At 65.8% G+C, this 19,995-nt stretch carries 26 protein-coding genes; 12 read left to right on the top strand and 14 right to left on the bottom strand.

The genetic code is table 11. From position 1 onward, the window contains the following. Positions 1-28 precede the first annotated feature (28 nt). From ACP696_RS00395 to ACP696_RS00385, 3 genes are all read left to right on the top strand, one after another. Positions 29-391 (top strand): class I SAM-dependent methyltransferase, encoded by a 363-nt coding sequence (locus ACP696_RS00395; protein WP_426011761.1) that lies wholly within the window; start codon positions 29-31, stop codon positions 389-391. Between the two features lie 66 nt (positions 392-457). Continuing rightward, on the top strand, positions 458-646 hold the full coding sequence (locus ACP696_RS00390; RefSeq protein ID WP_426011762.1) for a hypothetical protein: 189 nt from the start codon (positions 458-460) through the stop codon (positions 644-646). Positions 647-715: 69 nt separating this feature from the next. Next, positions 716-1,294, top strand: coding sequence for a S1/P1 nuclease (locus ACP696_RS00385; RefSeq protein ID WP_426011763.1), 579 nt, complete (start codon positions 716-718; stop codon positions 1,292-1,294). 18 nt (positions 1,295-1,312) lie between these two features. On the opposite strand, the gene ACP696_RS00380 is transcribed toward ACP696_RS00385, so the two are convergent. After that, complete coding sequence (locus ACP696_RS00380; RefSeq protein WP_426011764.1) at positions 1,313-1,843, bottom strand: antirestriction protein ArdA; 531 nt, start codon at positions 1,841-1,843, stop codon at positions 1,313-1,315. A 240-nt stretch (positions 1,844-2,083) separates the two neighbouring features. Then, on the bottom strand, positions 2,084-2,389 hold the full coding sequence (locus tag ACP696_RS00375; protein ID WP_426011765.1) for a DUF7662 domain-containing protein: 306 nt from the start codon (positions 2,387-2,389) through the stop codon (positions 2,084-2,086). A gap of 103 nt (positions 2,390-2,492) precedes the next feature. On the opposite strand from ACP696_RS00375, the gene ACP696_RS00370 reads away from it, so the two are divergent. Beyond that, positions 2,493-2,924, top strand: coding sequence for a helix-turn-helix domain-containing protein (locus tag ACP696_RS00370; protein ID WP_426011766.1), 432 nt, complete (start codon positions 2,493-2,495; stop codon positions 2,922-2,924). A 264-nt stretch (positions 2,925-3,188) separates the two neighbouring features. Here ACP696_RS00370 and ACP696_RS00365 read toward each other — a convergent pair whose 3' ends face one another. Beyond that, the gene (locus ACP696_RS00365; RefSeq protein WP_426011767.1) at positions 3,189-3,413 is read right to left on the bottom strand and encodes a DUF2274 domain-containing protein; all 225 of its coding nucleotides are present in this window, start codon (positions 3,411-3,413) and stop codon (positions 3,189-3,191) included. Beyond that, complete coding sequence (locus ACP696_RS00360) at positions 3,410-3,802, bottom strand: TrbI/VirB10 family protein (RefSeq protein WP_426011845.1); 393 nt, start codon at positions 3,800-3,802, stop codon at positions 3,410-3,412. The genes ACP696_RS00365 and ACP696_RS00360 overlap by 4 nt, the downstream gene beginning before the upstream one ends. A gap of 136 nt (positions 3,803-3,938) precedes the next feature. On the opposite strand from ACP696_RS00360, the gene ACP696_RS00355 reads away from it, so the two are divergent. After that, positions 3,939-4,217: an HU family DNA-binding protein gene (locus ACP696_RS00355; RefSeq protein WP_426011768.1), complete on the top strand. Its 279-nt coding sequence runs from the start codon at positions 3,939-3,941 to the stop codon at positions 4,215-4,217. 142 nt (positions 4,218-4,359) lie between these two features. Here the strand turns inward: ACP696_RS00355 and ACP696_RS00350 are convergent, their stop codons facing one another. The 3 genes from ACP696_RS00350 to ACP696_RS00340 form a co-directional block, all read right to left on the bottom strand. Next, positions 4,360-5,370: a hydroxyacid dehydrogenase gene (locus ACP696_RS00350; RefSeq protein ID WP_426011769.1), complete on the bottom strand. Its 1,011-nt coding sequence runs from the start codon at positions 5,368-5,370 to the stop codon at positions 4,360-4,362. Positions 5,371-5,539: 169 nt separating this feature from the next. After that, on the bottom strand, positions 5,540-5,839 hold the full coding sequence (locus ACP696_RS00345) for a hypothetical protein (protein ID WP_426011770.1): 300 nt from the start codon (positions 5,837-5,839) through the stop codon (positions 5,540-5,542). 95 nt (positions 5,840-5,934) lie between these two features. Continuing rightward, the gene (locus tag ACP696_RS00340) at positions 5,935-6,129 is read right to left on the bottom strand and encodes a hypothetical protein (protein WP_426011771.1); all 195 of its coding nucleotides are present in this window, start codon (positions 6,127-6,129) and stop codon (positions 5,935-5,937) included. Between the two features lie 289 nt (positions 6,130-6,418). On the opposite strand from ACP696_RS00340, the gene ACP696_RS00335 reads away from it, so the two are divergent. The 4 genes from ACP696_RS00335 to ACP696_RS00320 are packed head-to-tail and all read left to right on the top strand — an operon-like array spanning position 6,419 to position 11,822. Further along, on the top strand, positions 6,419-10,210 hold the full coding sequence (locus tag ACP696_RS00335) for a LamG-like jellyroll fold domain-containing protein (RefSeq protein WP_426011772.1): 3,792 nt from the start codon (positions 6,419-6,421) through the stop codon (positions 10,208-10,210). A gap of 50 nt (positions 10,211-10,260) precedes the next feature. Continuing rightward, positions 10,261-10,464: a hypothetical protein gene (locus ACP696_RS00330; protein ID WP_426011773.1), complete on the top strand. Its 204-nt coding sequence runs from the start codon at positions 10,261-10,263 to the stop codon at positions 10,462-10,464. After that, on the top strand, positions 10,454-11,584 hold the full coding sequence (locus ACP696_RS00325) for an aldose epimerase family protein (RefSeq protein ID WP_426011774.1): 1,131 nt from the start codon (positions 10,454-10,456) through the stop codon (positions 11,582-11,584). Before ACP696_RS00330 ends, ACP696_RS00325 begins: the two co-directional genes overlap by 11 nt. Positions 11,585-11,642: 58 nt before the next feature. Continuing rightward, positions 11,643-11,822: a hypothetical protein gene (locus ACP696_RS00320; RefSeq protein WP_426011775.1), complete on the top strand. Its 180-nt coding sequence runs from the start codon at positions 11,643-11,645 to the stop codon at positions 11,820-11,822. A gap of 21 nt (positions 11,823-11,843) precedes the next feature. On the opposite strand, the gene ACP696_RS00315 is transcribed toward ACP696_RS00320, so the two are convergent. From ACP696_RS00315 to ACP696_RS00300, 4 genes are read right to left on the bottom strand one after another with little or no spacing between them, the layout of a single operon-like run. Next, complete coding sequence (locus tag ACP696_RS00315) at positions 11,844-12,800, bottom strand: helix-turn-helix domain-containing protein (RefSeq protein ID WP_426011776.1); 957 nt, start codon at positions 12,798-12,800, stop codon at positions 11,844-11,846. Next, positions 12,797-13,885, bottom strand: a complete 1,089-nt coding sequence (locus ACP696_RS00310) for an acetamidase/formamidase family protein (protein WP_426011777.1) — start codon at positions 13,883-13,885, stop codon at positions 12,797-12,799. The genes ACP696_RS00315 and ACP696_RS00310 overlap by 4 nt, the downstream gene beginning before the upstream one ends. A 16-nt stretch (positions 13,886-13,901) precedes the next feature. Beyond that, on the bottom strand, positions 13,902-14,693 hold the full coding sequence (gene ygiD, locus ACP696_RS00305; RefSeq protein ID WP_426011778.1) for a 4,5-DOPA dioxygenase extradiol: 792 nt from the start codon (positions 14,691-14,693) through the stop codon (positions 13,902-13,904). Next, positions 14,690-15,904: an aromatic ring-hydroxylating oxygenase subunit alpha gene (locus tag ACP696_RS00300; protein ID WP_426011779.1), complete on the bottom strand. Its 1,215-nt coding sequence runs from the start codon at positions 15,902-15,904 to the stop codon at positions 14,690-14,692. Before ACP696_RS00300 ends, ygiD begins: the two co-directional genes overlap by 4 nt. Positions 15,905-16,179: 275 nt before the next feature. Here ACP696_RS00300 and ACP696_RS00295 point away from each other — a divergent pair, with 275 nt between their 5' ends. From ACP696_RS00295 to ACP696_RS00285, 3 genes are all read left to right on the top strand, one after another. Beyond that, positions 16,180-17,037 carry a TauD/TfdA dioxygenase family protein gene (locus tag ACP696_RS00295; protein WP_426011780.1) on the top strand — a complete coding sequence of 286 codons (858 nt, stop codon included), beginning with the start codon at positions 16,180-16,182 and terminating at the stop codon, positions 17,035-17,037. 148 nt (positions 17,038-17,185) lie between these two features. Then, on the top strand, positions 17,186-18,019 hold the full coding sequence (locus ACP696_RS00290) for an oxidoreductase (RefSeq protein ID WP_426011781.1): 834 nt from the start codon (positions 17,186-17,188) through the stop codon (positions 18,017-18,019). Positions 18,020-18,030: 11 nt separating this feature from the next. Then, on the top strand, positions 18,031-18,516 hold the full coding sequence (locus tag ACP696_RS00285; RefSeq protein WP_426011782.1) for a VOC family protein: 486 nt from the start codon (positions 18,031-18,033) through the stop codon (positions 18,514-18,516). A gap of 3 nt (positions 18,517-18,519) precedes the next feature. Here ACP696_RS00285 and ACP696_RS00280 read toward each other — a convergent pair whose 3' ends face one another. The 3 genes from ACP696_RS00280 to ACP696_RS00270 form a co-directional block, all read right to left on the bottom strand. Further along, positions 18,520-18,825: a type II toxin-antitoxin system RelE/ParE family toxin gene (locus ACP696_RS00280; protein WP_426011783.1), complete on the bottom strand. Its 306-nt coding sequence runs from the start codon at positions 18,823-18,825 to the stop codon at positions 18,520-18,522. Positions 18,826-18,827: 2 nt separating this feature from the next. Beyond that, positions 18,828-19,109 carry a type II toxin-antitoxin system ParD family antitoxin gene (locus ACP696_RS00275; protein WP_426011784.1) on the bottom strand — a complete coding sequence of 94 codons (282 nt, stop codon included), beginning with the start codon at positions 19,107-19,109 and terminating at the stop codon, positions 18,828-18,830. Between the two features lie 65 nt (positions 19,110-19,174). Beyond that, a complete protein-coding gene (locus tag ACP696_RS00270; protein ID WP_426011785.1) occupies positions 19,175-19,987 on the bottom strand; it encodes a TauD/TfdA dioxygenase family protein in 813 nt (270 codons plus the stop codon). Between the last annotated feature and the right edge of the window lie 8 nt (positions 19,988-19,995).

Below are 19,995 nucleotides of genomic sequence, written 5' to 3'. Positions count from 1 at the left end.
CAGCCCGACGACGCCTCAAGGATACAGGATGCCGGACCGCGCCGAGCACTGGGAAACCCTCTACGTCACCAAGCACGCCGACACCGTCAGCTGGTATCAACTCGCGCCCGCGCCTTCGCTGGACGCCCAGGCGCGGATCACGCCCGCCAAATCCACAGGATTGATTGATGTCGGCGGTGGCGCCTCCAACCTCGTCGACGCCCTGCTCGAACGCGGCTGGCGTGACCTGGCCGTGCTCGACATCGCCCAACCGGCCCTGGACGTGGCGCGAGCCCGACTTGGGGAAAGGGCTGACGATGTCGAATGGATCGCTACGGACATCACGACCTGGCGGCCAGGGCGCCGCTACGCGATCTGGCATGACCGGGCGGTGTTCCATTTCTTGACGTAAGCCGCAGACCGGGCCGGTCACCGCCCAGCGCTGGAACAGGGCCTGGCGCCCGGCGGCGCGCTGTTGATGGCCACCTTCGCCCTGGGCGGCCCCGAACGCTGCAGCGGCCTGTCGATCGTCCAATACGGCCCCGAAAGCCTGGCGGCCGAACTGGGCGAGGCCTTCAGCCTGCAAGACAGCTGGCGCGAGGACCACGTCACGCCGGGCGGCGGCGTGCAGGCCTTCAACCGGTGCCTGTTTCGCAAGACGGGCTGAACGGCCGGCCGGTCGTCATCCCCTGAAAGCCGTTGGACGCTATCCCCTCCAGGAGGATAGGTTCTAGCCATGGTCCACGTCGTCCACGAACCCCACCCCGAGATCGTCAACCGCCTCAAGCGCGCCGAAGGGCATTTGCGCAAGACGATCGCCATGATCGAAGCGGGCCGCACCTGCCTGGACCTCGCCCAACAGCTTCACGCCATCGAAAAGGCGGTCGCCGCCGCCAAGAAGACCCTGATCCGCGACCATATCGATCACTGCTTGGCCCACGCGGCCGAGGACGATCCCAAGGGCGCGGCGCTGGGCGGTCCGCGCACCGTGAACCTGCACAGCTATTGGGGCAGTGTCGTGGTCGATGGCCTGGGGCCGGACGCCGAGACGATCGCAAAGGCGCTCAGCGCCCAGATCACCCCGGCGCAACGCAAGGCCTGGGCCAAGGACGGGCCCAAGGCCTGGGCGCTGGAAAGCTATGCGGTGGCCAAGGCGAGCGCCTACACCCTGGGCTCGGCGCCGGGCTGCGCTTCGGACACCGCGCCGATCGCGCTGCCCGACGGCTACGAGGCCAAGGCGCGGGCCGCCGCCGCGCTGCAACTCCAACGGGCCGGGGTGCGACTGGCCTATGAGCTCAATCGCGCCCTCGGCTAGGTGGGTGAAACCACGACGTCAGCGGTTCCAGAACACATGGACCTCGTCATGGGCGGTCTTGATCGTGAAGATGTCGCCATTGAGCTCAGCGTCGCGGCCCATGGCCTCCCAATCGATGTAGTAGCGCAAGCGCTCGGGGATGACCGTGGCCTCCTCGGTCACCTCCTGGATACAGTCGGCAAGGCTGTCGAAGACGCCGTGATAGTCCTCGACCAGGGCCGTTTGCGCCGCCTCCAGGTCGTCGCCGAAATGCTCCAGCACCAAGGCGCCCAAGCCGCCGTACACACGCAGGAAGGCGGCGATCTCAACCACCTTGTCGATCCCGGCATATTCGGCGATCTCGACCCCGCCAAAACCCTCATGGTCGTGAATGGCGTACTCCTCGGCGCCGGGCATGGGCGAGGCCTTCAGCATGGCGTTGATGGCGTCGCGAACCGTGTCGGCGTCGTCCTCGACATCAATCCAGACGCCATGCAGGCGCCCGTTGTTGTAGGCGGCCAGACAAGCGATATAGATCCGAGGCTCAAGTTTTTCAGTGACTTCTCCCATCTTCCTCATCCTCAAAGCAGGGGTTCAACATGAACCCTTGCCCGTCGGCGAGGCCGGGTGTGCAAGCGGAGGGGCGGCTTCGCGGGGACCCGGCTGGCAGGCCGGCAAAGCCGGCCGAAGCTGGGCGGAAGACGATCCGAAGCGCGCCGGGGGCGGCGCCCCAAGCCAAGCGCCCGCAGACGCGGGCGAAAAGAACCTGCTAGATCATCATGCCCAAGGGACCTGAACTGCCGGGCCTTGCTAACCTGATCGCTTGAACCTCACGCGGTCCTTGCCGACCAGAAGGAAGGCGTCATAGCCGGCCTCGCGCCAAGCCTTCCGCTGGACATGGGCCGTGTCGGGGTCGGTCACGTTCGCCCACCATTGCGGCCGAGTGGCGCTCTTGGGGACCATGACGCCAAGGATGCGCTCGATCTCGGGGAAGGTTAGTTCGAACTCGGCGTGCCGTTGGCGACGCAAATGTCCGCACAGGGGATCGTACTTGGCCATCCAACCAGCATGACGGAACGATCCGGACCCGTCCAATCCGCCGTAATACAGCTTCATTGGAGAACGGGCTTGAAATGGAGCATCGCAAGCCGTTCTTCCGCTGAACCGCCGCCCTGTGATCGCGCGGCCCTTTCCGAGCTGAAACCGACGGAGCTGACACTTGACCTCTATCCCCGAAGCTCGAACCCCCAATCTGGTCGATCTCCATGTCGGCGGTCGCGTTCGCATGCGCCGCAAGATGCTCGGCGTCAGCCAGGAACATCTTGCCGACGCGCTCAAGCTGACCTTTCAGCAAGTCCAGAAGTACGAGCGCGGCGCCAATCGGGTCAGCGCATCGAAGCTGTACGAGATCGCCAAGACGCTCCAGGTCCCGGTGTCATATTTCTTCGACGGCCTTGCCGATCCTGTCACCGATGAGAGCGACGATGTCGGCGAGGCGGCCAATCGGGTCATCACGGACTTTCTGAATACGCCCGAGGGCCTGGAACTGGCGGCGATCTTCCCGAAAATTGGAAAGGGTCGTGTCCGCCGCCAGATCCTGGATCTGGTTCGCGCCATGGCGGACGACGATGGTCAGCAGAAGTCGTCGTAGGGATTAGCGAGGCTTGGCGGTCAGTCAGGCGTGTTGCCGGGGCGACGATGGCAAGGGGTGCATCAACGGCCCGATGAAGAGATTGCATCCCGCAGGACCCCATCCTGGGCTGTCCGATGAGGATGACAGTACGTTCCCGGCTGCACCCAGTGCTCTCGACCAACCACCTACTCTCCCGCCGGTTCGATAGAGGCATGCGTAACGTCGCCGAAAACGCCGGATTGATCGGTCGCCCAACCAGATTCCGCCGCATCCCCCTGCCGATCATGGCTTTCCGACCCGCCTTCCACGAACAAACCCCCGGTCCGTCTCAATGAACCGCGACAGCATCGGCCCGATCAGCTTGGCCGGCTCGACGGCCTTGCCGCCGGTCTCCGCGCCCAAGGCCTGGCCATAGGCCACCAGGTCCCGGTGCAAGACGGCCGGCAGGTCCAAGGTGACCTTGACCGGGGTGTCGTCCTCGATCGGTCCCAACTTCAACTTGGTCATGGGCGGCGTCCTTCGTCATAGGGCTCAAGCACAAGATCCCGGGTCAACAGCACGCGCAGCGGCGCGCCGGGCCGAATGGTCAGGGTCGGGGCGCGAGCCAGACTGGAGCCGGCCATCTGGCGGCCGACATCGCCCGCCGCGTCCGAGGCGCCCCGGCGCACCGCTCGCGCCAGATCGGACTCGTCCGACGCGCCCGCCTCGGCTCCGACCGCGAGCAAGGTGCTCAAGGCCGCCGCCGCCAGAACCTCCCGGCCATTGCGATCGACGCCGTCCTGCAGTCCGGTCATGCCCAGCACATCGGCCGCCGGCAGCGCCCCCTGGGCCTGCCGCAGTCGTGCCCGCGACAGGTCCAGCTTGACCATAGTAAAAACTAACCTATTGGCAGATATGAGTTTTCATGGGTTGTGCGAGCCGAAGGAGCACCATAATCAGCCCTATTAACCGTCACCGCTATCATAGGGTGACAAAGCGCGTTTCCCCCGGCAGGCTTGGCTCTCTTTTGATTCCCAGCAGATGAGCTGACTTATGAACGTTTCGGATCTGATCGACGCCACCGTGGCCGCCGACGACAAGCTGACCAAGGCCCAAGCCAAGGCCATCATCGACGGCGTCTTTAAGTCGCTAACCGATGCGGCCGTGAAGGGCGAAGAAGTTTCAATCCCGGGCTTTGGAAAATTCAAGGTGCAGGCCAAGCCGGCCCGCACCGGCCGCAACCCCTCGACGGGCGCGGCGATCGAAATCGCCGCCAGCAAGAAGGTCGCGTTCACGCCGGCCAAGCAGCTGAAAGACGCCGTCAACGCCTAATTCCACGGCGAGCGGTCGGTCTCCTGCCCAGGGCGCCCGACCGCTCATCCTGGCCCGCCGTCCGCCAGAGACAATACCGGACCGCGCGCCCGCGTCCGATGAAGGGGTACGCCCCCACGTCTGACAGTAGCCTCCTGAATGCTTAAGGCGTTCCGACGACGTTTCGGGGCTCGCCCGCCGCGAACGCTTCGATATTGCTCAGTGTGATTTCCATGATCCGCCGCACCGCCTCGTCGGTGTCATAAGCGATGTGCGGCGTCACGATGACATTGGAAAATTTCAGAAGGGCGTGATTGGCCACCAAGGTCCGCATCCCGTCCGCCCCAAGGCCTGAGCCGGCCCGGAAGATATTGGCCTCGTCACGCAGCCAGGGCTCTTCGCTCAGCACGTCCAGCGCCGCCCCGGCCAGCCGTCCCTCGGTCAGGGCGTGGATCAGAGCCTCGACATTGACCACCCCGCCGCGCGCGGTGTTGACCAGCACCGCGCTCGGCTTCATCCGCGCCAGCGCCTCCGCCCCAATCAGGTCGCGCGTGCCCTCGCCGCCCGGAATGTGGAGAGTGAGGACATCGCAGGTGGCGAGGAGTTCGGGCAGCGCCACGTAGCGCATCCCCAGCGTCGCCTCCAGGCCGGGATCCGGATAGGCGTCGAAGGCGATTACGGTCATGCAGAACCCCTTGGCGATCTGGATCACCCGTCGGCCGATCCGGCCGGTCCCGACCACCCCGAGAGTCTTGCCGGCCAGGTCGAAACCGCGCAGTCCCGTCTGGCTGAAGTCACCACGCCGGGTTCGCGCTACCGCTTCCGCCACCTTGCGGGCCAAGGCCAGCAACAGGCCGAAGGTATGCTCGGCCACAGTGGGGTCGCCATAGTCGGGAACGTTGCAGACAACGATCCCAGCCGCACGGCAGTAGTCCAGGTCAATATGGTCGTAACCGGTGGAGCGGGTGGCGATCAACTTCAGCTGGCAAAACGGTCGAAGCGCCTCGGCGGTGAGCTTGGAATCAATGAAGGTCGAAAGGACCTCGACCTTCGCCACATCATCCAGCCCCGCGACGTCCAACGGCCCCGACATGCAGCGGACGGAATGGGCGGGCGCCAGCCGCTGGGCCGCGTCGCGTTCCCAGTCCTGGGCCTCGGAGATCAGCACGTCCATCAATCAGCGCTCCCGCGCCTACTGACGCGGAGCGACGAGAGCACGGGCGGGAGCCTGACGCCATTCCGGACCGCCACCTAGGTCAGGAGGAACGGCTCGAGCCGGTTGGTGGAGTCTGGCCAGCGAGGCAGAATGGCGACGTAAACGGTGTAGTCCGCCACGCCGAAGATCAGCGCGCAATCAACGACATCCCCGCCGCCAGGCCCAGGCGTCGAACGATGGGCCAGGACGCCGAGCGATCCAGCGCTGGCCCCGTCGCCTGACACATCAGCGCCCCTATGCAGCAGATGATCGGCCGCCGCACGGACCCGTCCCAGAAGTGCGACGCCTGGGCGCTGATCCAACTCAGGGTCATGGCGGCATAGGCCAACAGCCAGACACCCACCGTGGCGATCAGGATCGTCGGGGTTGGCGTAGGACGGGCGGGGATGTCATCGGCCCATTGTCGCCGCTGACGGCGGCCGCGCAAAGCGTCGTTCGCAGATGTCAGGGGACTGGCAAGACGCCAACGGCGACGGAGCCAACTCGCGATTCTGTGGCGGCCAAGTTGTTAATCGAGGGACTTCATTTCACCGCGATCGGATCACCCGCTTCGACCTTTCGGTCCGATACACTGTGCCGTCCCGGTTCGTGCCGCTCGTGCCCCTGGTGGGCAACGAGGACAGCAGCGGGCTCGTATTTCGAGCCGATATCTTCCATGTCTTCAACTTTCAGGGTGGCGCCGACTACGACGAGTTCGGTTAGACGGCCGGCGGTCATCCCAGCGCCACCTACGGCAAGGTCCGGTCCTATCAGACGCCGCGCTCTCGACGTCTGGGCTTCGGCTGGCAATTCTAAAGCGAACACGGCTGCGGGACCTTCGCGGCCCGGACCACTAATCTCGAAGCAAAGGGCGCCGACTCCGTTGGCGTTCTTTGCGCGTCCGGGCCACAGCCACAGCCACAGCCAAGCGCCGCTCGCGCAAAACGACGTCTTGATATCCATCCACGTTTGGATGACACCGGTTTCCTAGAAGACTCGAAAATGAGCGGAATTCAGGGAGGGCGTCGTGTCCCGGAAAACCAAGATCACCCTCAAGGCCTCGCTGCTGCTGTCTGCGGCCTTGACCGCCAGCGCGGGGTCGGTCCATGCGGCGGAAGCCGGGCCTGGCGGTCTGCTGTTTCATTTGTCGGGCGATAAGGGCCTCACCGCCGATCTCGCCGGCGGTGTCGCGACCCCCAACTTCGCTGACAAGGTCAAGATCAAGGCCGATCCGGTGCGCGGGGCCTATATCGAGGCGGCGGGTGATCAGACACTCAGCTGGATGGCGCCGGGCAATATCTACGCCCAGCGCGGGACCCTGAGCTTCTGGTGGCGCGCCCGCGATCCGGTGGGCACAACGCCCTTTCCGCTGTTTCGGGTAGGCTATGCCGATCACACCAGCTGGGACATGACCTGGCTGCGCATCGACTGGAACGGCAAGGGCTTCGACGCCTTCGTCACCGACGACAACCTCTCCAGGGTACGGGTCAGTACGGTGGCGGTTCCCCCCCGGCCCGACCAGTGGATCCTGGTGACCTTCAGCTGGGACGAAGCCAAGGGAATCGCCCTCTATATCGACGGCAAGAGCGTGGCCTCCAAGGCCCAGGCTGCGGCGCTGGATGCGGGGCTCGATCAGTTCGGACCCCATAGCCGGGTGATCTCGCCTCACCAGGTGCAGAGCGCTTACCAGTTCATCCGCGGCGGCGATGTCGACGACATCCGGGTCTATGACCATGCCTTGGGCGGCGCCGATGTCGCCGGGCTGGCGGCGGGCAGGGATCCGGCGTCGGCGGCCGCGCCGGCCGTGGCTGACGCCAAGACCTGGCTTTACCGCTATGGCTGGGACCGCCCTGGCGCCCTGCCGCCCTATTTGGCCGATCCCGCGACCCGCATCCGCAAGGTCGAGTTCACCGACCAGTTCGACCTGAAGCAACGCATGTCCCAGGGCTCGGACGGCATCGCCGAAACCACCTGGCCAGGGGTCTATAATCGATCCAAGCTTCCGGGCCGCCACGACTATTTCGAGCTCCCCGACTGGAACACCTATGTCGAGGGCGGCAAGGCGATCACCTTCACCCTGCCTCAGGAGCCCTGGAACCGGCTGGAGGTCCAGGGGGCGGCCTATGGCTCACTGACCGCTATCAATGGCGCGGGCGCCGAGACGCTGCTGGCCAAGCGCGCCCAAGGCCCCTTGCGGACCTTCAACAGCTTCGCGGCCTTGACCGGCGGCAAGCTGCGGTTCGACAATACCGTCCAGGAGACCCCGATCCAGGAGTTGGCGGCCTACAATGTCGCCGCCGGGGCCGAGCCGGGCGGTTTCACCCTGAGCTATGTGGTGCGCCCGCAGGCCGACCCGGCCGTCTATCCGAGCCTGGATGATCTCACCGCCTTCGTGAAGGGCCGCTACCCGGCTGGCGAAAGAACCATCCTGGCCGCCCTGCCCGCCTCGGCCCCGGTCAAGCCGGAGGCCGCCGCATCGGCGTCGGCTCTGACCAGCCCCATCCTCCACATCCTGATTCCCGCCGACTTCCGCCTGGGCCGCCCTGGCGGCGCGGTCGGCAAGTTTCAATACGGTTGGCAGGGCCTGGACATGGGCCTGGACGGCGTGGCGCTGGACATCCCGGCCCTCAAGGTCGCGGCCAGTGCAGGCGGACTGGTCCCCCTGAACATCAAGGTCAAGGACCCCCTGTGGCCGGGCCGCGACCTGATCGACATCAATGTCTCGGTCAAGCCGGGCGAGGCGCGCACGATCTTTCTCGATACTCGCGACCGCATGCTACCGGCGGGCGCTAGCCTCTATCTGTCGATCGCCAGCGCCGCGCCCGATTTCGACGCCAGGGCCCTGGACGCCATGGCTGTGCGCCTGAAGTTCAAGCCTGCGGCCGACAGCAAGGCCGAACACGTCGCCGACCGCCTGGCCCAGGCGCGCGACAACCTGGCCTTCCTGGTCGAGGAGCACGACGTCTCCAAGCGCCTGGCCCGCTACGCGCGGCTGGACCTGGAGCTGTCGGACCTGCTGAAGGTCGATCCCACCAACAAGCACGGCCGCGAGATGTGGGCCGAGCTCAATCCCGAGCAACCCGGCGTTCCGGTCACACTGCCGGTCGCGCCGGCCGGAATCCCCAAATGGGCCTTCCTGCAGGTCGAGGATCTGAAGCGCGTTCGCCACTTCATCGAGTGGTGGATCGACAAGCGCCAGGACGCCTTTGGCGACTTCGGCGGCGGCATCTCCGACGACGATGACCTGACCCAGCAATGGCCGCCGCTGGCCCTGATGGGCGACATCCCCGACAAGACCACCGCCTCGCTCAACGCTCTTCTCGACGCGGCCTACCGGAACGACATGCTTCCGCTGGGCTTGTCGAAGATCAAGACCGACGAGCTGCACTCCTACGAGGAGGCCATCAATTTGAAGGCCGAGGCGATGTACACATCGTATGGCGACCCCAAGGTCGTCGAACGCCTGATGGAGACCGCCCGGGCCTATCCGACCATCGCCAAGGCCGGGGCCGATGGTCACACCCACATCATCAGCCGGTTCTTCTCGGCGACCGACGTCTCGACCGACGGCCCATGGGGTTGGTCGCATCCCTATTCCTACCTCATCCTCCACCCGGCGATCGCGCTCGCCGACTTCAACGGCGACCCGACGATGCGCAAGCTAGTCGTCGACCTGGCCGACGGTCACCTGGCGCACGGCAAGCAGGATCCGGACGGGACCTGGCGCTATCCCGAGGAAATCCAGGCCGCCACCGGCGCCTCTCGCGGCGAACTGGCCGGCAAGAGCCGCGGCAATGTCGCGCCCATGCAGATGTTCTGGGCCGCCTGGCGATGGACTGGCGATGACAAGTACTTGCTGCCCCTGAAGGGCGAGATCGCTCGCCAGGCAGGCCGGGGCTTGGACGAGCTCAACAGCGACGTCATCGACATGCTGGGCTTGCGCGCCCAGGCCACGCCGATGATCAAGGCCCAGATCGAGAAGGGAAGCGACGATCCGTTCCTGTTGTATCAGGCTTGGCGTTCGACAGGCGACACCTCCTATCTTGAGCGCGTCTATACGGACGAGATCACCACTGCCGAGCAGCGGATGTGGATGATGACAGACGCCCACTGGTGGAGCGACCGGGTGGAGCTGTTTAGCGACACGCTGCAGCGCTCGCGCCTCGGCGGCATGGCCCTGCGGCGCAACCAGATGGCGCCAGGCCATATCGTTGGCTGGCGGTTCGACACGCCGACAGCGGCCGAAGATGTCGGCATCGTGGTCACCGGCGGACCCAAGGGGTTCAAGATTACCGGCTATAACCTGACCGGGAAGCCGATCCATGCGGTGATGACCGGTTGGGATGTCACCGCTGGTCAGTGGACCTTGGCCCGGTCAGTCGATGGCGCGGCCGCCGAGCCGGCCTCTTCCGTCGCCTTTGAGCGCACCATTGGGCTCGATGTGGTTTTTGCCCCTGGCCAAACCACGACGTTCGACCTTGCCTTGGTAATCCCCGCCGCGCCGGTCATCGACCGGCCCGACCTCGGTGTCGGCCTAGACGACGTCAAGGCCGGCAAGGGCCGGCTCACCGTCACGGTCCACAGCCTGGGCGCCAAGCCCGCGCAGGCCAGCGTCGTGGTGCTGGAGGATGCGACCGGCCGCGAACTGGCGCGCGCCACCGCCCCCGCCCTCTCCGCGCCCCTCGACCTCAAGCCCAAGACCGCCCAGATCATCCTGGCGTCGACGGCCGGCTGGAAGGCGGGCTATCGGGTGCGCATTCTCACCCCGGCCGGCGCGCCGGAAATCACCCAGCTCAACAACACTGTCATCGCCCCTTGATCAAAAATCGGAGACCCGGAGCCTCACCGCTTCGGAGACGTTGCTTGCCCATGGCCGAAACCCTCACCGTTCCCCGCGATCTCGTCGCGCGTCTGCGCGCCCGGCTGCCCGCCGTCACGCGCGAGCACCTGTTCGACTGCTACGCCATATCCGAAACCACCTGGACCAAGCTGCGCGACGGCAAGCCCGTCAAGCGTTCCACGCTCGAGCGCATCCTGCAACGCTATGAAAGGCTGATGGCTCATGCCGCCTAAGGCGTTCGCCGTCGTCCTGGCCGGCGCGCTGGCTGTCGGCTTGACGGCGTCCAACGGTCTGGCCGCCGAAGTCAGCCGCGCGCCTTACGGTGTCACCGCCGCCGGCCTCGCGGTGGAGATCTTCACCCTGAGGAACGACCACGGCATGAGCGTCAAGGTGCTGTCCTATGGCGGAATCATTACTCAGATCAACACACCGGACCGCCAAGGCGTGGTCAAGAACGTGGTGCTGGAGCTGGCCGACCTGAAGGCCTACGAAGCCAAACCCTTCTTCAGCTCGTTGTTGGGCCGCTACGCCAACCGCATTTCCGGCGGCGGCTTCACGCTCGATGGCGTGCGTCACGACTTGCCAAGCGGCCCTGACGGCGTTTCCTCGCACGGCGGCCCGACCAGCATGGCCAAACAGGTGTGGACGGGCGCCCCGTTTCAGCATCATGGCCACGCGGGGGTCACCCTGACCTATGTCGCCACCGACGGCGAAGGCGGCTATCCGGGAACGCTCAAGGTGGCGGTGACCTACACCGTCACCAGCAAGAACGCTCTGCGCATCGACTACCGGGCGACCACCGACAAGCCGACGGTGTTGAACCTTAGCCACCATGTGTATTTCAACTTGGCGGGCGGAGGCACGATCTACGACCAGACCATCCAGGTGTTCGCCAAGGCCTTCACGCCCATCGACGCCCGAAAGCTGGCGGTGGGCACGGTCGCGCCGGTGGCGGGGACGGGGATGGATTTGCGCCAGCCCGGCAAGCTGGGCGCGCGGGTGGCGTCCGACGATCCGCAGATCAAGTTCGCCAATGGCCTGGACAACAACTTCGTCATCGACGGCGGCGGGCGGGGCAGGCTGGTCCCCGCCGTGCGCATGACCGATCCCGCCAGCGGCCGCACTCTGAATCTGCGCACTAGCCAGCCCGGCGTTCAGTTGTTCAGCGCCAACAGCTTCAACGGTTCGCTGGAGACCCCCGACGGTTGTCCCCTGGGAAAGGGCGCGGGCCTGGCGCTGGAAACCCAGCATTTCGCCGATAGCCCGAACCACGCCAACTTCCCCACCACCGTGCTGCGACCGGGCCAGGTGTTCAAGGAAAACGCCGAGTTCCGGTTCGGGGTCATGAAATAGGCTCGCAGTGCAACCCCCGGCGTCCGCCGACGCTACTCATGCTTACAAGGAGATCGTCATGGCCGACCCGAACACCCCAGACACGCTCGCCAGCTTGAACAAGGCGCTGAGCGATCAGCCGAACCCGAACCTCGACGATCAAGGCGACATCGCCGCCGATGACGCCGGAGCCACGGCCTTGGCCGAAAGGGTCACAAAGGACGCGGGCGTGCAGGGTGAGGAACAGCCCGAGACCTAGACGGTCAGGCGTGCGACGGCCTCAAGCCGCCGCGCTCTGCCGGAACTCGCGGGGCGACTGGCCGTACTGATCCCGAAAGGCCCGACTGAAATGGGCCGAGCCGTTGAAGCCCCAGCGGAAGCAGATTTCCGAGATCGACAGCCGGGCGTGCTGCGGGCTGGCCAGGTCGGTGCCGCAGCGCTCGAGCCGCCGCGTGCGCAGATAGTGGCTGAAGGTCTCGTCGGCGCTGGCGAACAGCTTCTGGACATAGCGGGGCGAGACCCCCTCCTCGTCGGCCACGCGGCGAAGCGACAGGTCCGGATCGGGCAACAGGGTCTCTATGGTCTGGCACAAGCGCTGCAGGTGAGCGGTCGGCGCGCCGGATCCCACGCCGTTCCCAAAGGCGTCGGCCTCGGCGCCGCCTTCGACCAGGCAGATGGCCAGAAATTCGGTCAGAGCCAATTCGACCGGCCGAAGCTGATCGATGGTCAGGTCTTCGAGGCCATCGGCCGTCGCGCGCAGCAAACCCGACAGGATGTGAGCCACGCCGGTCGCGCCCTGCAGCCGGCCGACCCGCAGGCTGACTGGAGCGATCAGCCGGTGATCCAGCGCCACGCGCGGCGCGCGGACGAACATCAACCGGCAGCGGGTCTCCAGCCGCAACGCCGCAGCCTGGCCGGTGGGGCCATAGGCGATGTCGCCCGGGACCATGGTCTCGGCCAGATCGTCGGTGACCAGGGTACCCTCGCCGCTCAGCAGCACCGCCAGCCAGACGGCCGCGGGCTGGCCAGTACGCCGGCCCGAGATTGCCTGGGCCCCGGCCTCGACCAGGGCGAATTCCAGGCCCAGGGGCGAGGTCTGGCAGATCACCGAAGCGCTGGCCGGCTCGGCGTCCGACAGACCCTCGATCGGCAGGCCCAGGCGGCTCATCGCCTCTCGCCAGGCCGCGGCCCGTTCGGCGCGGGGGTGGCTATCGGTGCTGAACGACCAGGCCTTCATGGCGCGTCCTTGCCCGTCTTCTTGGGAAAGATGTCGCGCGGGATGCGCACGTGGCAGCCTTGCTTGCCGTCGACCACCTGGGTGACGCCGAAGTCGGACGCTACGCTCATCAGCGAATAGGCGTCGTTTCTGGACAGGCCCACATGGTCGCTGAGCAAGGTCAGCATATTCAACGAAGCGTCACGCATGGCCACATTAAGATCTTCGTGGAAACCATGGACGATCCACCACTTTGGCGTCTCCAGGAGCGGTCCGGGGGATTCGAAATCCTTGCGCAGCACGATCTGCATCAGCACGTTCAGCGAGCTCTCGATCGCCGTGCCGGAAATCTCGCCGTCGCCCTGCGAAACATGGGGGTCGCCGATCGAGAACAGCCCGCCCTCGACCTGGACGGGGTAATACATCGTCGCCCCCGCCCCGATCCGCCAGTTGTCGATATTGCCGCCATGGGCGCCGGGCGGGATGGTGCTCACCCGGCCGTCGACGGCCGGCGCCACCCCGGCGGTGCCCAGGTGCGGCCGAGCCGCCACGCGCACCCCGTTTAGGGCCGGCCGGCGGTCGCATTCCGGGCAGCTGGTGATCGTGCCGGGGATCAGGTACGTGCCCGGAAAGTCGTATGCATAGAGGGCGCTGGCGGTGTTGGTGTTTTGATCGAGCTCATAGATCGTCACCCGCTCCTTCTCGCCGAATTCCTTGTAGAGGTAGCCCCAGTTGGCGGCGAGGTTTGAGCCGTAATTGTTGCGCGGGACCATGCGGAGGTAGCGCACCTCCAGCACATCACCGGGCTTGGCGTCCTCGACATGGATCGGGCCGGTCATGATGTGGACACCGGGATTGCGATCGGCCTCGGGAATCTCGGTGAAGATCCGCGTGACCGCTTCGTCCATCATCAGATGGGGCGCGTCGCCGGCGTGGTGAGTGATCGCCTCGGCGCTGACCAGGTCACCGCTCCTGATGCGCAGGGACGGCGCGATCGACGGATCGAAATAGCCCCAATGTACGCTCGAAGGCGTGGCGAGCAGCGTGTGCAGCGCCCCGGGCAGGACATCGGGGCGGGACTGACCGGGTTCGCAGATGAAGGGCATCGGGATATCTCCGGTCCTAGGCGGCGGGCGCCAGCGTGACCGAGGTCATGCTCAGCGAGCCATGCTCGATGTGGTCGGGGGCGAAGGTGGCGGTGTCGCCCGGCAGGCGCGCGCCCAGCACGTAGAGCAGCGGCCAGTAGTGGTCGGGGCTGGGCACGGACTTGGCCGCGTCCTGGCCCTGGGAGTCGTAGTTCACCGCCCGCTCGGGCGCGTCGTCGGCGACGGACTGCTTGATGTAGTCGTTGAACCGCCGCGACCAGTCATAGGGCGCGCAGTGGCGGTCGCCCCAGTTCATGGCCGGCAGGTTGTGAACGATATTGCCCGTGCCGATGATCAGCACGCCCTCGTCGCGCAGGGGGGCGAGGCGCTTGGCCAGCTCGAAGTGCCATTCCGGCGGCTTGCTGGCGTCCATGCTGAGCTGCACCACGGGCACGTCGGCGTCCGGGTAGACCTTGCTCAGCACCGACCATGTGCCGTGGTCCAGGCCCCAGGCCTGCTGATCCAGCACCACCGGCTGCGGGGCCAGAAGCTGCGCCACCCGCGCCGCCAGGTCCGGCGAACCCGGAGCCGGATACTGCACGTCAAACAAGGCCTTAGGAAAGGAAGCTCCGAAATCGTGGATGGTGCGCGGGGCGGTCATGCCCGTGACGCCGACACCTTGAGTCAGCCAATGGGCTGAGATGCAGAGGACAGCCTTGGGCTTGCCGAACGCCTCGCCCATGGCCTTCCAGGCCTGGGTAGTGTCGTTGGTCTCAAGCGCGATCATCGGGCTGCCGTGACCGAAGAACACGACGGGCATCCGGCTCATGCGGCCACCTCCGGCTGGGCGGCTCGCATCGCGGCCCAGGCCTTCTGGTAGCGGGGCGTCAGCCAGCGATTGAACTGCACCTGGGCGCCCTCCTGCCAGCTGTAGCGGCCCCGCACCGCGAACCGCGAGCGCAGGCCCTGCTGGACGAGGGCGTCGACATGCATGTCCTGGGCGATGATCTTCCCCGCCGAGGTCATGATCATCTCCAGCCGCTCCGCGAAGCCGGGACTCTCCATTGCGCCGGGAGCCACAAGGATGCCGGTGTCCTGCTCCATGGTCTCTGGACCGGTAGGCCGCAGGATCAGGTAGATGACCATGTCGCTGGTCATCACCAGCGACAGGGTGGGCGGAACGTTGGCGAAGGTGGCGCGGTTGCGGTCCTCGTCGGTCAGCTTGGGGAAGACCGGCAGCACCGCCTTCTGGGTCGGGTTGAAGCTGGCGTCGGCATGGGTGGTGCCGTTGTAACGCAGGAAGCCGGCGTCGCCCTCACCCGCTTCCGGAAAGCTGCACAGCTCGCTGGGAATGAAGTCGTGCAGCGGGCCGCGATGCAGCTTGTTGGCGTGGTACCCGTCGTTGTTGTTCTCGAACATCACCTTCCAGTTCCAGGCGAACTGGCCGGTCATCGGCGGGGTCAGGCCCTCGGCGTTGGCGAGATCAAAATTGGCGATTGCTGTCTCGACGGCGGTCAGACGCGGGGCCAGCGCCGGCGCTTCAGCGTCGAAATTAATGAAGATGAAGCCCAGCCAGATCTCGACCTTGAAGGTCGGCAACTGCACCGACCCCTTATCGAAATCGCAGGTGCGCTCCATAGCCGGGGCGTTCACCAGCTCGCCGTTCAGCGAATAGACCCAGTGATGATAGGGGCAGACGAAACCGCGGGTATTGCCCCGGCCTTCGGCCACCAGCATGGCGCGGTGCTGGCACACGGCCGACATCGCCCTGATCTCATCGGAGCGGTTGCGGGTCACGATGATCGGCTCGCCGATAATCGTGGTCGTGAAGTAGTCGCCCTGCGCCTTGACCCAGTCGACCCGGCCCACGCACAGCCATTCGTGATTGAACAACGCGTCCTTTTCGAACTCATAGAAGGCGGCGTCGGTATAGCAGGCCGGCGGCAGGGTCTCGGCCGAACCAACGTCGAGCATCGAACGCGACAGGCCGTTGAAAAAGCCGTCGTCCAGGTGTGTGGAGGCGGGCGGACTGGTGCCCATGATGCAAGCGCTCCCTTCGAGAGATTGTTACGAAGGCTAGGCCCGGCGCGCCCCAGGGTCTTGCACCAGCGCGCACGATAACTTGGCCGTCGCCTGACGCGCGGGCGGGTTCGCCGTCTTCCGGAGCGGAAATGAGCAAAACACGCGCAGCTTTCAGCGAAGAGAAATTGCCTGAGCGCGCACGGAAAGGGATCGGGCGCACTCAGGCAAGACGCGCCCTAGGACGACGCCTAGTGTCTGATCACGACACCCGCTCTAAGGATCGCCCCGTGGACATGACGCTCGCCGACGACCTCGTCTTTTCGGAACTGAAGCCTGGGTTTGGGGCCCAGATCCTCGGCGTCGACTTACCCACGGCCACGGACGAGAAGATCGACGCGGTGGTCGCCGCCTTCCACCGCCACGGCGCCATCGTGCTGCGCGATCAGACGATGACGCCAGACGATCTGATGCGATTCATCGGCCGGTTCGGCGAGGCCGAAGACCATACTCAGACCCGGTTCACCCTGCCCGGCTATCCGAAGATCTTCATCCTCAGCAACCGGCTCGTCGACGGCCAGCCGATCGGCGCCCACAATGACGGCGTCGGCTGGCACACCGACTACAGCTACAAGCCCGAGCCGGTGATGCTGACCATGCTGTATGCGGTGGAAGTGCCCGACGAAGGTTCCGACACCCTGCTAGCCGATGGCTGCGCGGCCTGGAACGCGCTGTCGGCGGAGAAGCAGGCCGAGCTGCTGCCGCTGAGCCTGCACCACAGCTACAAGCACTTCATGGCCACCCGGCAGTTTGGCCAGCAGCAGACCTTGTCGCAGGAGCTTGAGGCGGCCAATCCCGACGTCGAGCACCCGCTGATCCGCACCCACCCCGCCGACGGCCGCAAGGCGCTGTGGCCGTCGACCGGAACCGTCACCGAGGTTATCGGCAAACCCGGTTCCGAGGGCCTGGCCCTTATCGACGAGTTGGTGGAGTTCATGACCGGCGACGACTTTGTCTACCGCCACAAGTGGCGGGCTGGCGACCTATTGATGTGGGACAACCGCTGCACCCTGCATACCGGCACGCTCTATGACGACACCCAGTACTTCCGGACCATGCACCGCCTGTGGGTGAAGGGCGACAAGCCAGTCTAGGCTCCAGATCACTTTCGGATTCAACTAAAAATCCGCTTCCCCGGCGAAGGCCGGGGCCCAGATGAAACCCACGAGCCGCTCTGGGTGAACCTGCGTCCCGACCTTGGCCGGGAAGACGGATGCGAGTGATGCTTGATTGGAACGACACATGACCAAAACCTGGTTGATCACCGGCGTCTCCGGAGGCCTCGGGCGCGAGATCGCCCTGGCGGCGCTGGCGCGCGGCGACACCGTGGTCGGCACGGTGCGCAAGGCCAGGGACGCCGACGCTTTCGAGCTGCTGGGCGGCCACGCCCTGGTGCTCGACGTCACCGACGAGGCCGCCGTGAAGGCCGGCGTCGCGCAAGCTGCGGCGCTCACGGGCCAGATCGACATCCTGGTCAACAACGCCGGCTACGGCCTGGTCGGGGCGGTGGAAGAGGCCTCGCTGGACGAGGTTCGCGCCCAGTTTGAAACCAACCTCATCGGGCCCTTGGCGATGCTGAAGGCCGTGCTACCGGCCATGCGGGCCCGTCGCGCAGGGCGGATTATCAACATCACCTCTGTGTCAGGGCTGGCGGTCTGGGCCGGCACTGGCGTCTATTGCGCCAGCAAGTGGGCGCTGGAGGGCCTGACCCAGACCCTGGCCGCCGAGGTTTCCGAGTTGGGGATCAAGGTCACCAACGTCGCCCCGGGCGGCCTGCGCACTCGCTTCTCGACGGGCTCCAAGGCGATCGTCGCGATCAAGCTCGCCGACTATGACGGCCTGGCCCGCGACGCCGAGCGGATCATGGCCGACCATGCCGGCCACGAACCGGGCGACCCGGCCAAGGCGGCCCAGGCCGTCCTGACCATCGCCGACGCCGACGCTCCGCCCCTGCACTTGCTGCTGGGCGGGGATGCGCTGACCTATGCCGGCTACGCCGCCGCCGACCTGCAGGCCGATATCGACGCCTGGAAAAACCTCACCCTGTCGATCGGCTTTGACGACGCCCCCGCCTGACGGAACCGACCATGACCAATACCCTGATCTTCGTCGACCTTGCCTCCGAAGACCCCGACGCCGCTGGCAAGTTCTACGCCGAGGTGTTCGGCTGGGAGAACGACGCCCGGCCCCAGGGCGAATACCACCGCATGGTGCCCGGCGGCTTCTTCAAGAAGCCCGATGGGACCGACAGCGAGATCGGCAACCTGCACCTGGGAATCTTCAAGTCCGCCAACGCCCGGCCCCATCCCGAGCCCGCAGGCGTCGCGCCGCGCCACCTGGCGACCGACGGCCGCAAGCCGCGCATCTGGGTGCTGATCGGCGACGACGACACGCCCGAGCGCATCCTCGACACCGCCGTCAAGCTGGGCGCGACCGAGCTGTGGCGCGACCACTACTGGTCGGAGTTCAACGGCTACAACCACGCCTTCCGCGACCCTTGGGGCAACGAGATCCTGCTGTGGGGCAAGGCGGGTCCCAGCCCGGTCATCCCGGAAAGCGTCACGCGGGAATAAGGGTCACGGCTCCAAATCGGCTTCGAACAAGCCCTCGATTTCCTGCGCGCCGTGAACGACCCGAACGATCTGGGCGCCGTCGCCTCGAAGGCGGTAGAGGGCGAGATAGCCGCCAATCACGAGCATGCGGGCGTCCGGAGCGATCTCCGGGCGCGCGGGACCTAGACGAGGATGGTCGCCCAGGGCGTTGCATCGATCGACGATCCTATCGATCAGCAGGTCGGCGGCCGCCGGACTGTCCAGAGCAATCTGCAACCAGATGTCGTCGAGATCGATCTTGGCCCGATGTGTCTGCGTGACCCGCCCCATGGCTAGGCCTTGCGAACTTCCAGCGTCGCCAAGCGCGCGCGGCCGCGTTGCTTGATGTCCTCAGCGTGGAGCGCCGCATCCTCGTTACCGTCAACACCTTCCACCCAAAGGCGGCGCAGACCCTCGACAGCCGCCGCACGGCTCTGGCGAACCTGTTTCCAGGCGCGCAGGGCGTCGCGGATCACTTCGCTGGTCGAGGCATATTCGCCGGTGGAGACCGCCTGCCGAATATCGGCTGTCAGCTCGGGCGTCAGAGCGATGCTGAGCTTTTCGACAGCGGCCATCTGGCGCTCCCATTTTGGTACGACCCAGTCGTACCACAGGCAGGCCTACGCGTCATCGCGATCTTTCAGAACGGCTTGTCGCCCGCCACCGTCACCCGGTACCCCGTGCGCGTATCCGGAAAATAGTCCCAGATCGCCTGGTGCCAAGTGCAGCGATTGTCCCAGAAGGCCACCGAGTTCTTCTTCCAACGGAAGCGCACCTGGAAGTCGGGGTTGCCGGCGTGCTGGTACAGATAGGCCAGGATCGCGGTGCTCTCGGCCTTGGGCAGGCCTATGATCTTGGTCGTGTAGGATGGATTGACGAACAGGCTCTTGCGACCGCTCACCGGGTGGGTGCGCACGATCGGGTGCACCGAGCAATTATATTTGCGGTCGATGTCCGGGAAGATCGCCTTGTAGACCAGATTGGCGTCGTGCTCGGCCGACAGCCCTTCCAGATAGGCCTTCATCTTGTCCGACAGGGTCTCATAGGCCGCGTACATGCTGGCGAAACAGGTGTCGCCGCCTTCGTCGGGCAGGACCTTGATATGCAAGATGCTGCCTAACGGTGGTTCGGGGTCGCAGGTCAGGTCGGAATGCCAGCTCTCGCCAGCCACGAATTTGGAATCAGCGTCAGCGTGGATGGCGACGATCTCGGGGTGGTCGGGCAGGCCCGGCACGCCCGAATGGATGGCCAGGTTTCCGAACTTGCGGCCGAACGCCTTGTGGGCCTCGTGATCCATCTCCTGGTCACGAAAGAAGATCACCTGATACTGGGTCAGGGCCTGGTGCACCTCCTCGAACTGGCGGTTCGACAGGGGTTGGCTGAGGTCGACGCCGAAGATTTCCGCGCCGATCCGGCGGGTCATCGGCTTCACGTCGAGGACGTCGTAGGTCATGAGCCGGG

This window comes from Caulobacter sp. DWR3-1-2 (assembly GCF_049896225.1).
GTDB lineage: Bacteria > Pseudomonadota > Alphaproteobacteria > Caulobacterales > Caulobacteraceae > Caulobacter.
Note: the sequence above shows the minus strand (reverse complement) of the source record. Positions and strands in the feature narration are given on the sequence as shown.

What these genes read in the sequence shown, in the direction of transcription:
- ACP696_RS00395 (WP_426011761.1), top strand. Translation starts at nt 29, where the DNA reads ATGCCGGACCGCGCCGAGCACTGGGAAACCCTCTACGTCACCAAGCAC.
- ACP696_RS00390 (WP_426011762.1), top strand. Translation starts at nt 458, where the DNA reads ATGGCCACCTTCGCCCTGGGCGGCCCCGAACGCTGCAGCGGCCTGTCG.
- ACP696_RS00385 (WP_426011763.1), top strand. Translation starts at nt 716, where the DNA reads ATGGTCCACGTCGTCCACGAACCCCACCCCGAGATCGTCAACCGCCTC.
- ACP696_RS00380 (WP_426011764.1), bottom strand. Translation starts at nt 1,843, where the DNA reads ATGGGAGAAGTCACTGAAAAACTTGAGCCTCGGATCTATATCGCTTGT.
- ACP696_RS00375 (WP_426011765.1), bottom strand. Translation starts at nt 2,389, where the DNA reads ATGAAGCTGTATTACGGCGGATTGGACGGGTCCGGATCGTTCCGTCAT.
- ACP696_RS00365 (WP_426011767.1), bottom strand. Translation starts at nt 3,413, where the DNA reads ATGACCAAGTTGAAGTTGGGACCGATCGAGGACGACACCCCGGTCAAG.
- ACP696_RS00355 (WP_426011768.1), top strand. Translation starts at nt 3,939, where the DNA reads ATGAACGTTTCGGATCTGATCGACGCCACCGTGGCCGCCGACGACAAG.
- ACP696_RS00350 (WP_426011769.1), bottom strand. Translation starts at nt 5,370, where the DNA reads ATGGACGTGCTGATCTCCGAGGCCCAGGACTGGGAACGCGACGCGGCC.
- ACP696_RS00340 (WP_426011771.1), bottom strand. Translation starts at nt 6,129, where the DNA reads ATGACCGCCGGCCGTCTAACCGAACTCGTCGTAGTCGGCGCCACCCTG.
- ACP696_RS00330 (WP_426011773.1), top strand. Translation starts at nt 10,261, where the DNA reads ATGGCCGAAACCCTCACCGTTCCCCGCGATCTCGTCGCGCGTCTGCGC.
- ACP696_RS00325 (WP_426011774.1), top strand. Translation starts at nt 10,454, where the DNA reads ATGCCGCCTAAGGCGTTCGCCGTCGTCCTGGCCGGCGCGCTGGCTGTC.
- ACP696_RS00320 (WP_426011775.1), top strand. Translation starts at nt 11,643, where the DNA reads ATGGCCGACCCGAACACCCCAGACACGCTCGCCAGCTTGAACAAGGCG.
- ACP696_RS00315 (WP_426011776.1), bottom strand. Translation starts at nt 12,800, where the DNA reads ATGAAGGCCTGGTCGTTCAGCACCGATAGCCACCCCCGCGCCGAACGG.
- ACP696_RS00310 (WP_426011777.1), bottom strand. Translation starts at nt 13,885, where the DNA reads ATGCCCTTCATCTGCGAACCCGGTCAGTCCCGCCCCGATGTCCTGCCC.
- ygiD (WP_426011778.1), bottom strand. Translation starts at nt 14,693, where the DNA reads ATGAGCCGGATGCCCGTCGTGTTCTTCGGTCACGGCAGCCCGATGATC.
- ACP696_RS00300 (WP_426011779.1), bottom strand. Translation starts at nt 15,904, where the DNA reads ATGGGCACCAGTCCGCCCGCCTCCACACACCTGGACGACGGCTTTTTC.
- ACP696_RS00295 (WP_426011780.1), top strand. Translation starts at nt 16,180, where the DNA reads ATGACGCTCGCCGACGACCTCGTCTTTTCGGAACTGAAGCCTGGGTTT.
- ACP696_RS00290 (WP_426011781.1), top strand. Translation starts at nt 17,186, where the DNA reads ATGACCAAAACCTGGTTGATCACCGGCGTCTCCGGAGGCCTCGGGCGC.
- ACP696_RS00285 (WP_426011782.1), top strand. Translation starts at nt 18,031, where the DNA reads ATGACCAATACCCTGATCTTCGTCGACCTTGCCTCCGAAGACCCCGAC.
- ACP696_RS00280 (WP_426011783.1), bottom strand. Translation starts at nt 18,825, where the DNA reads ATGGGGCGGGTCACGCAGACACATCGGGCCAAGATCGATCTCGACGAC.
- ACP696_RS00275 (WP_426011784.1), bottom strand. Translation starts at nt 19,109, where the DNA reads ATGGCCGCTGTCGAAAAGCTCAGCATCGCTCTGACGCCCGAGCTGACA.
- ACP696_RS00270 (WP_426011785.1), bottom strand. Translation starts at nt 19,987, where the DNA reads ATGACCTACGACGTCCTCGACGTGAAGCCGATGACCCGCCGGATCGGC.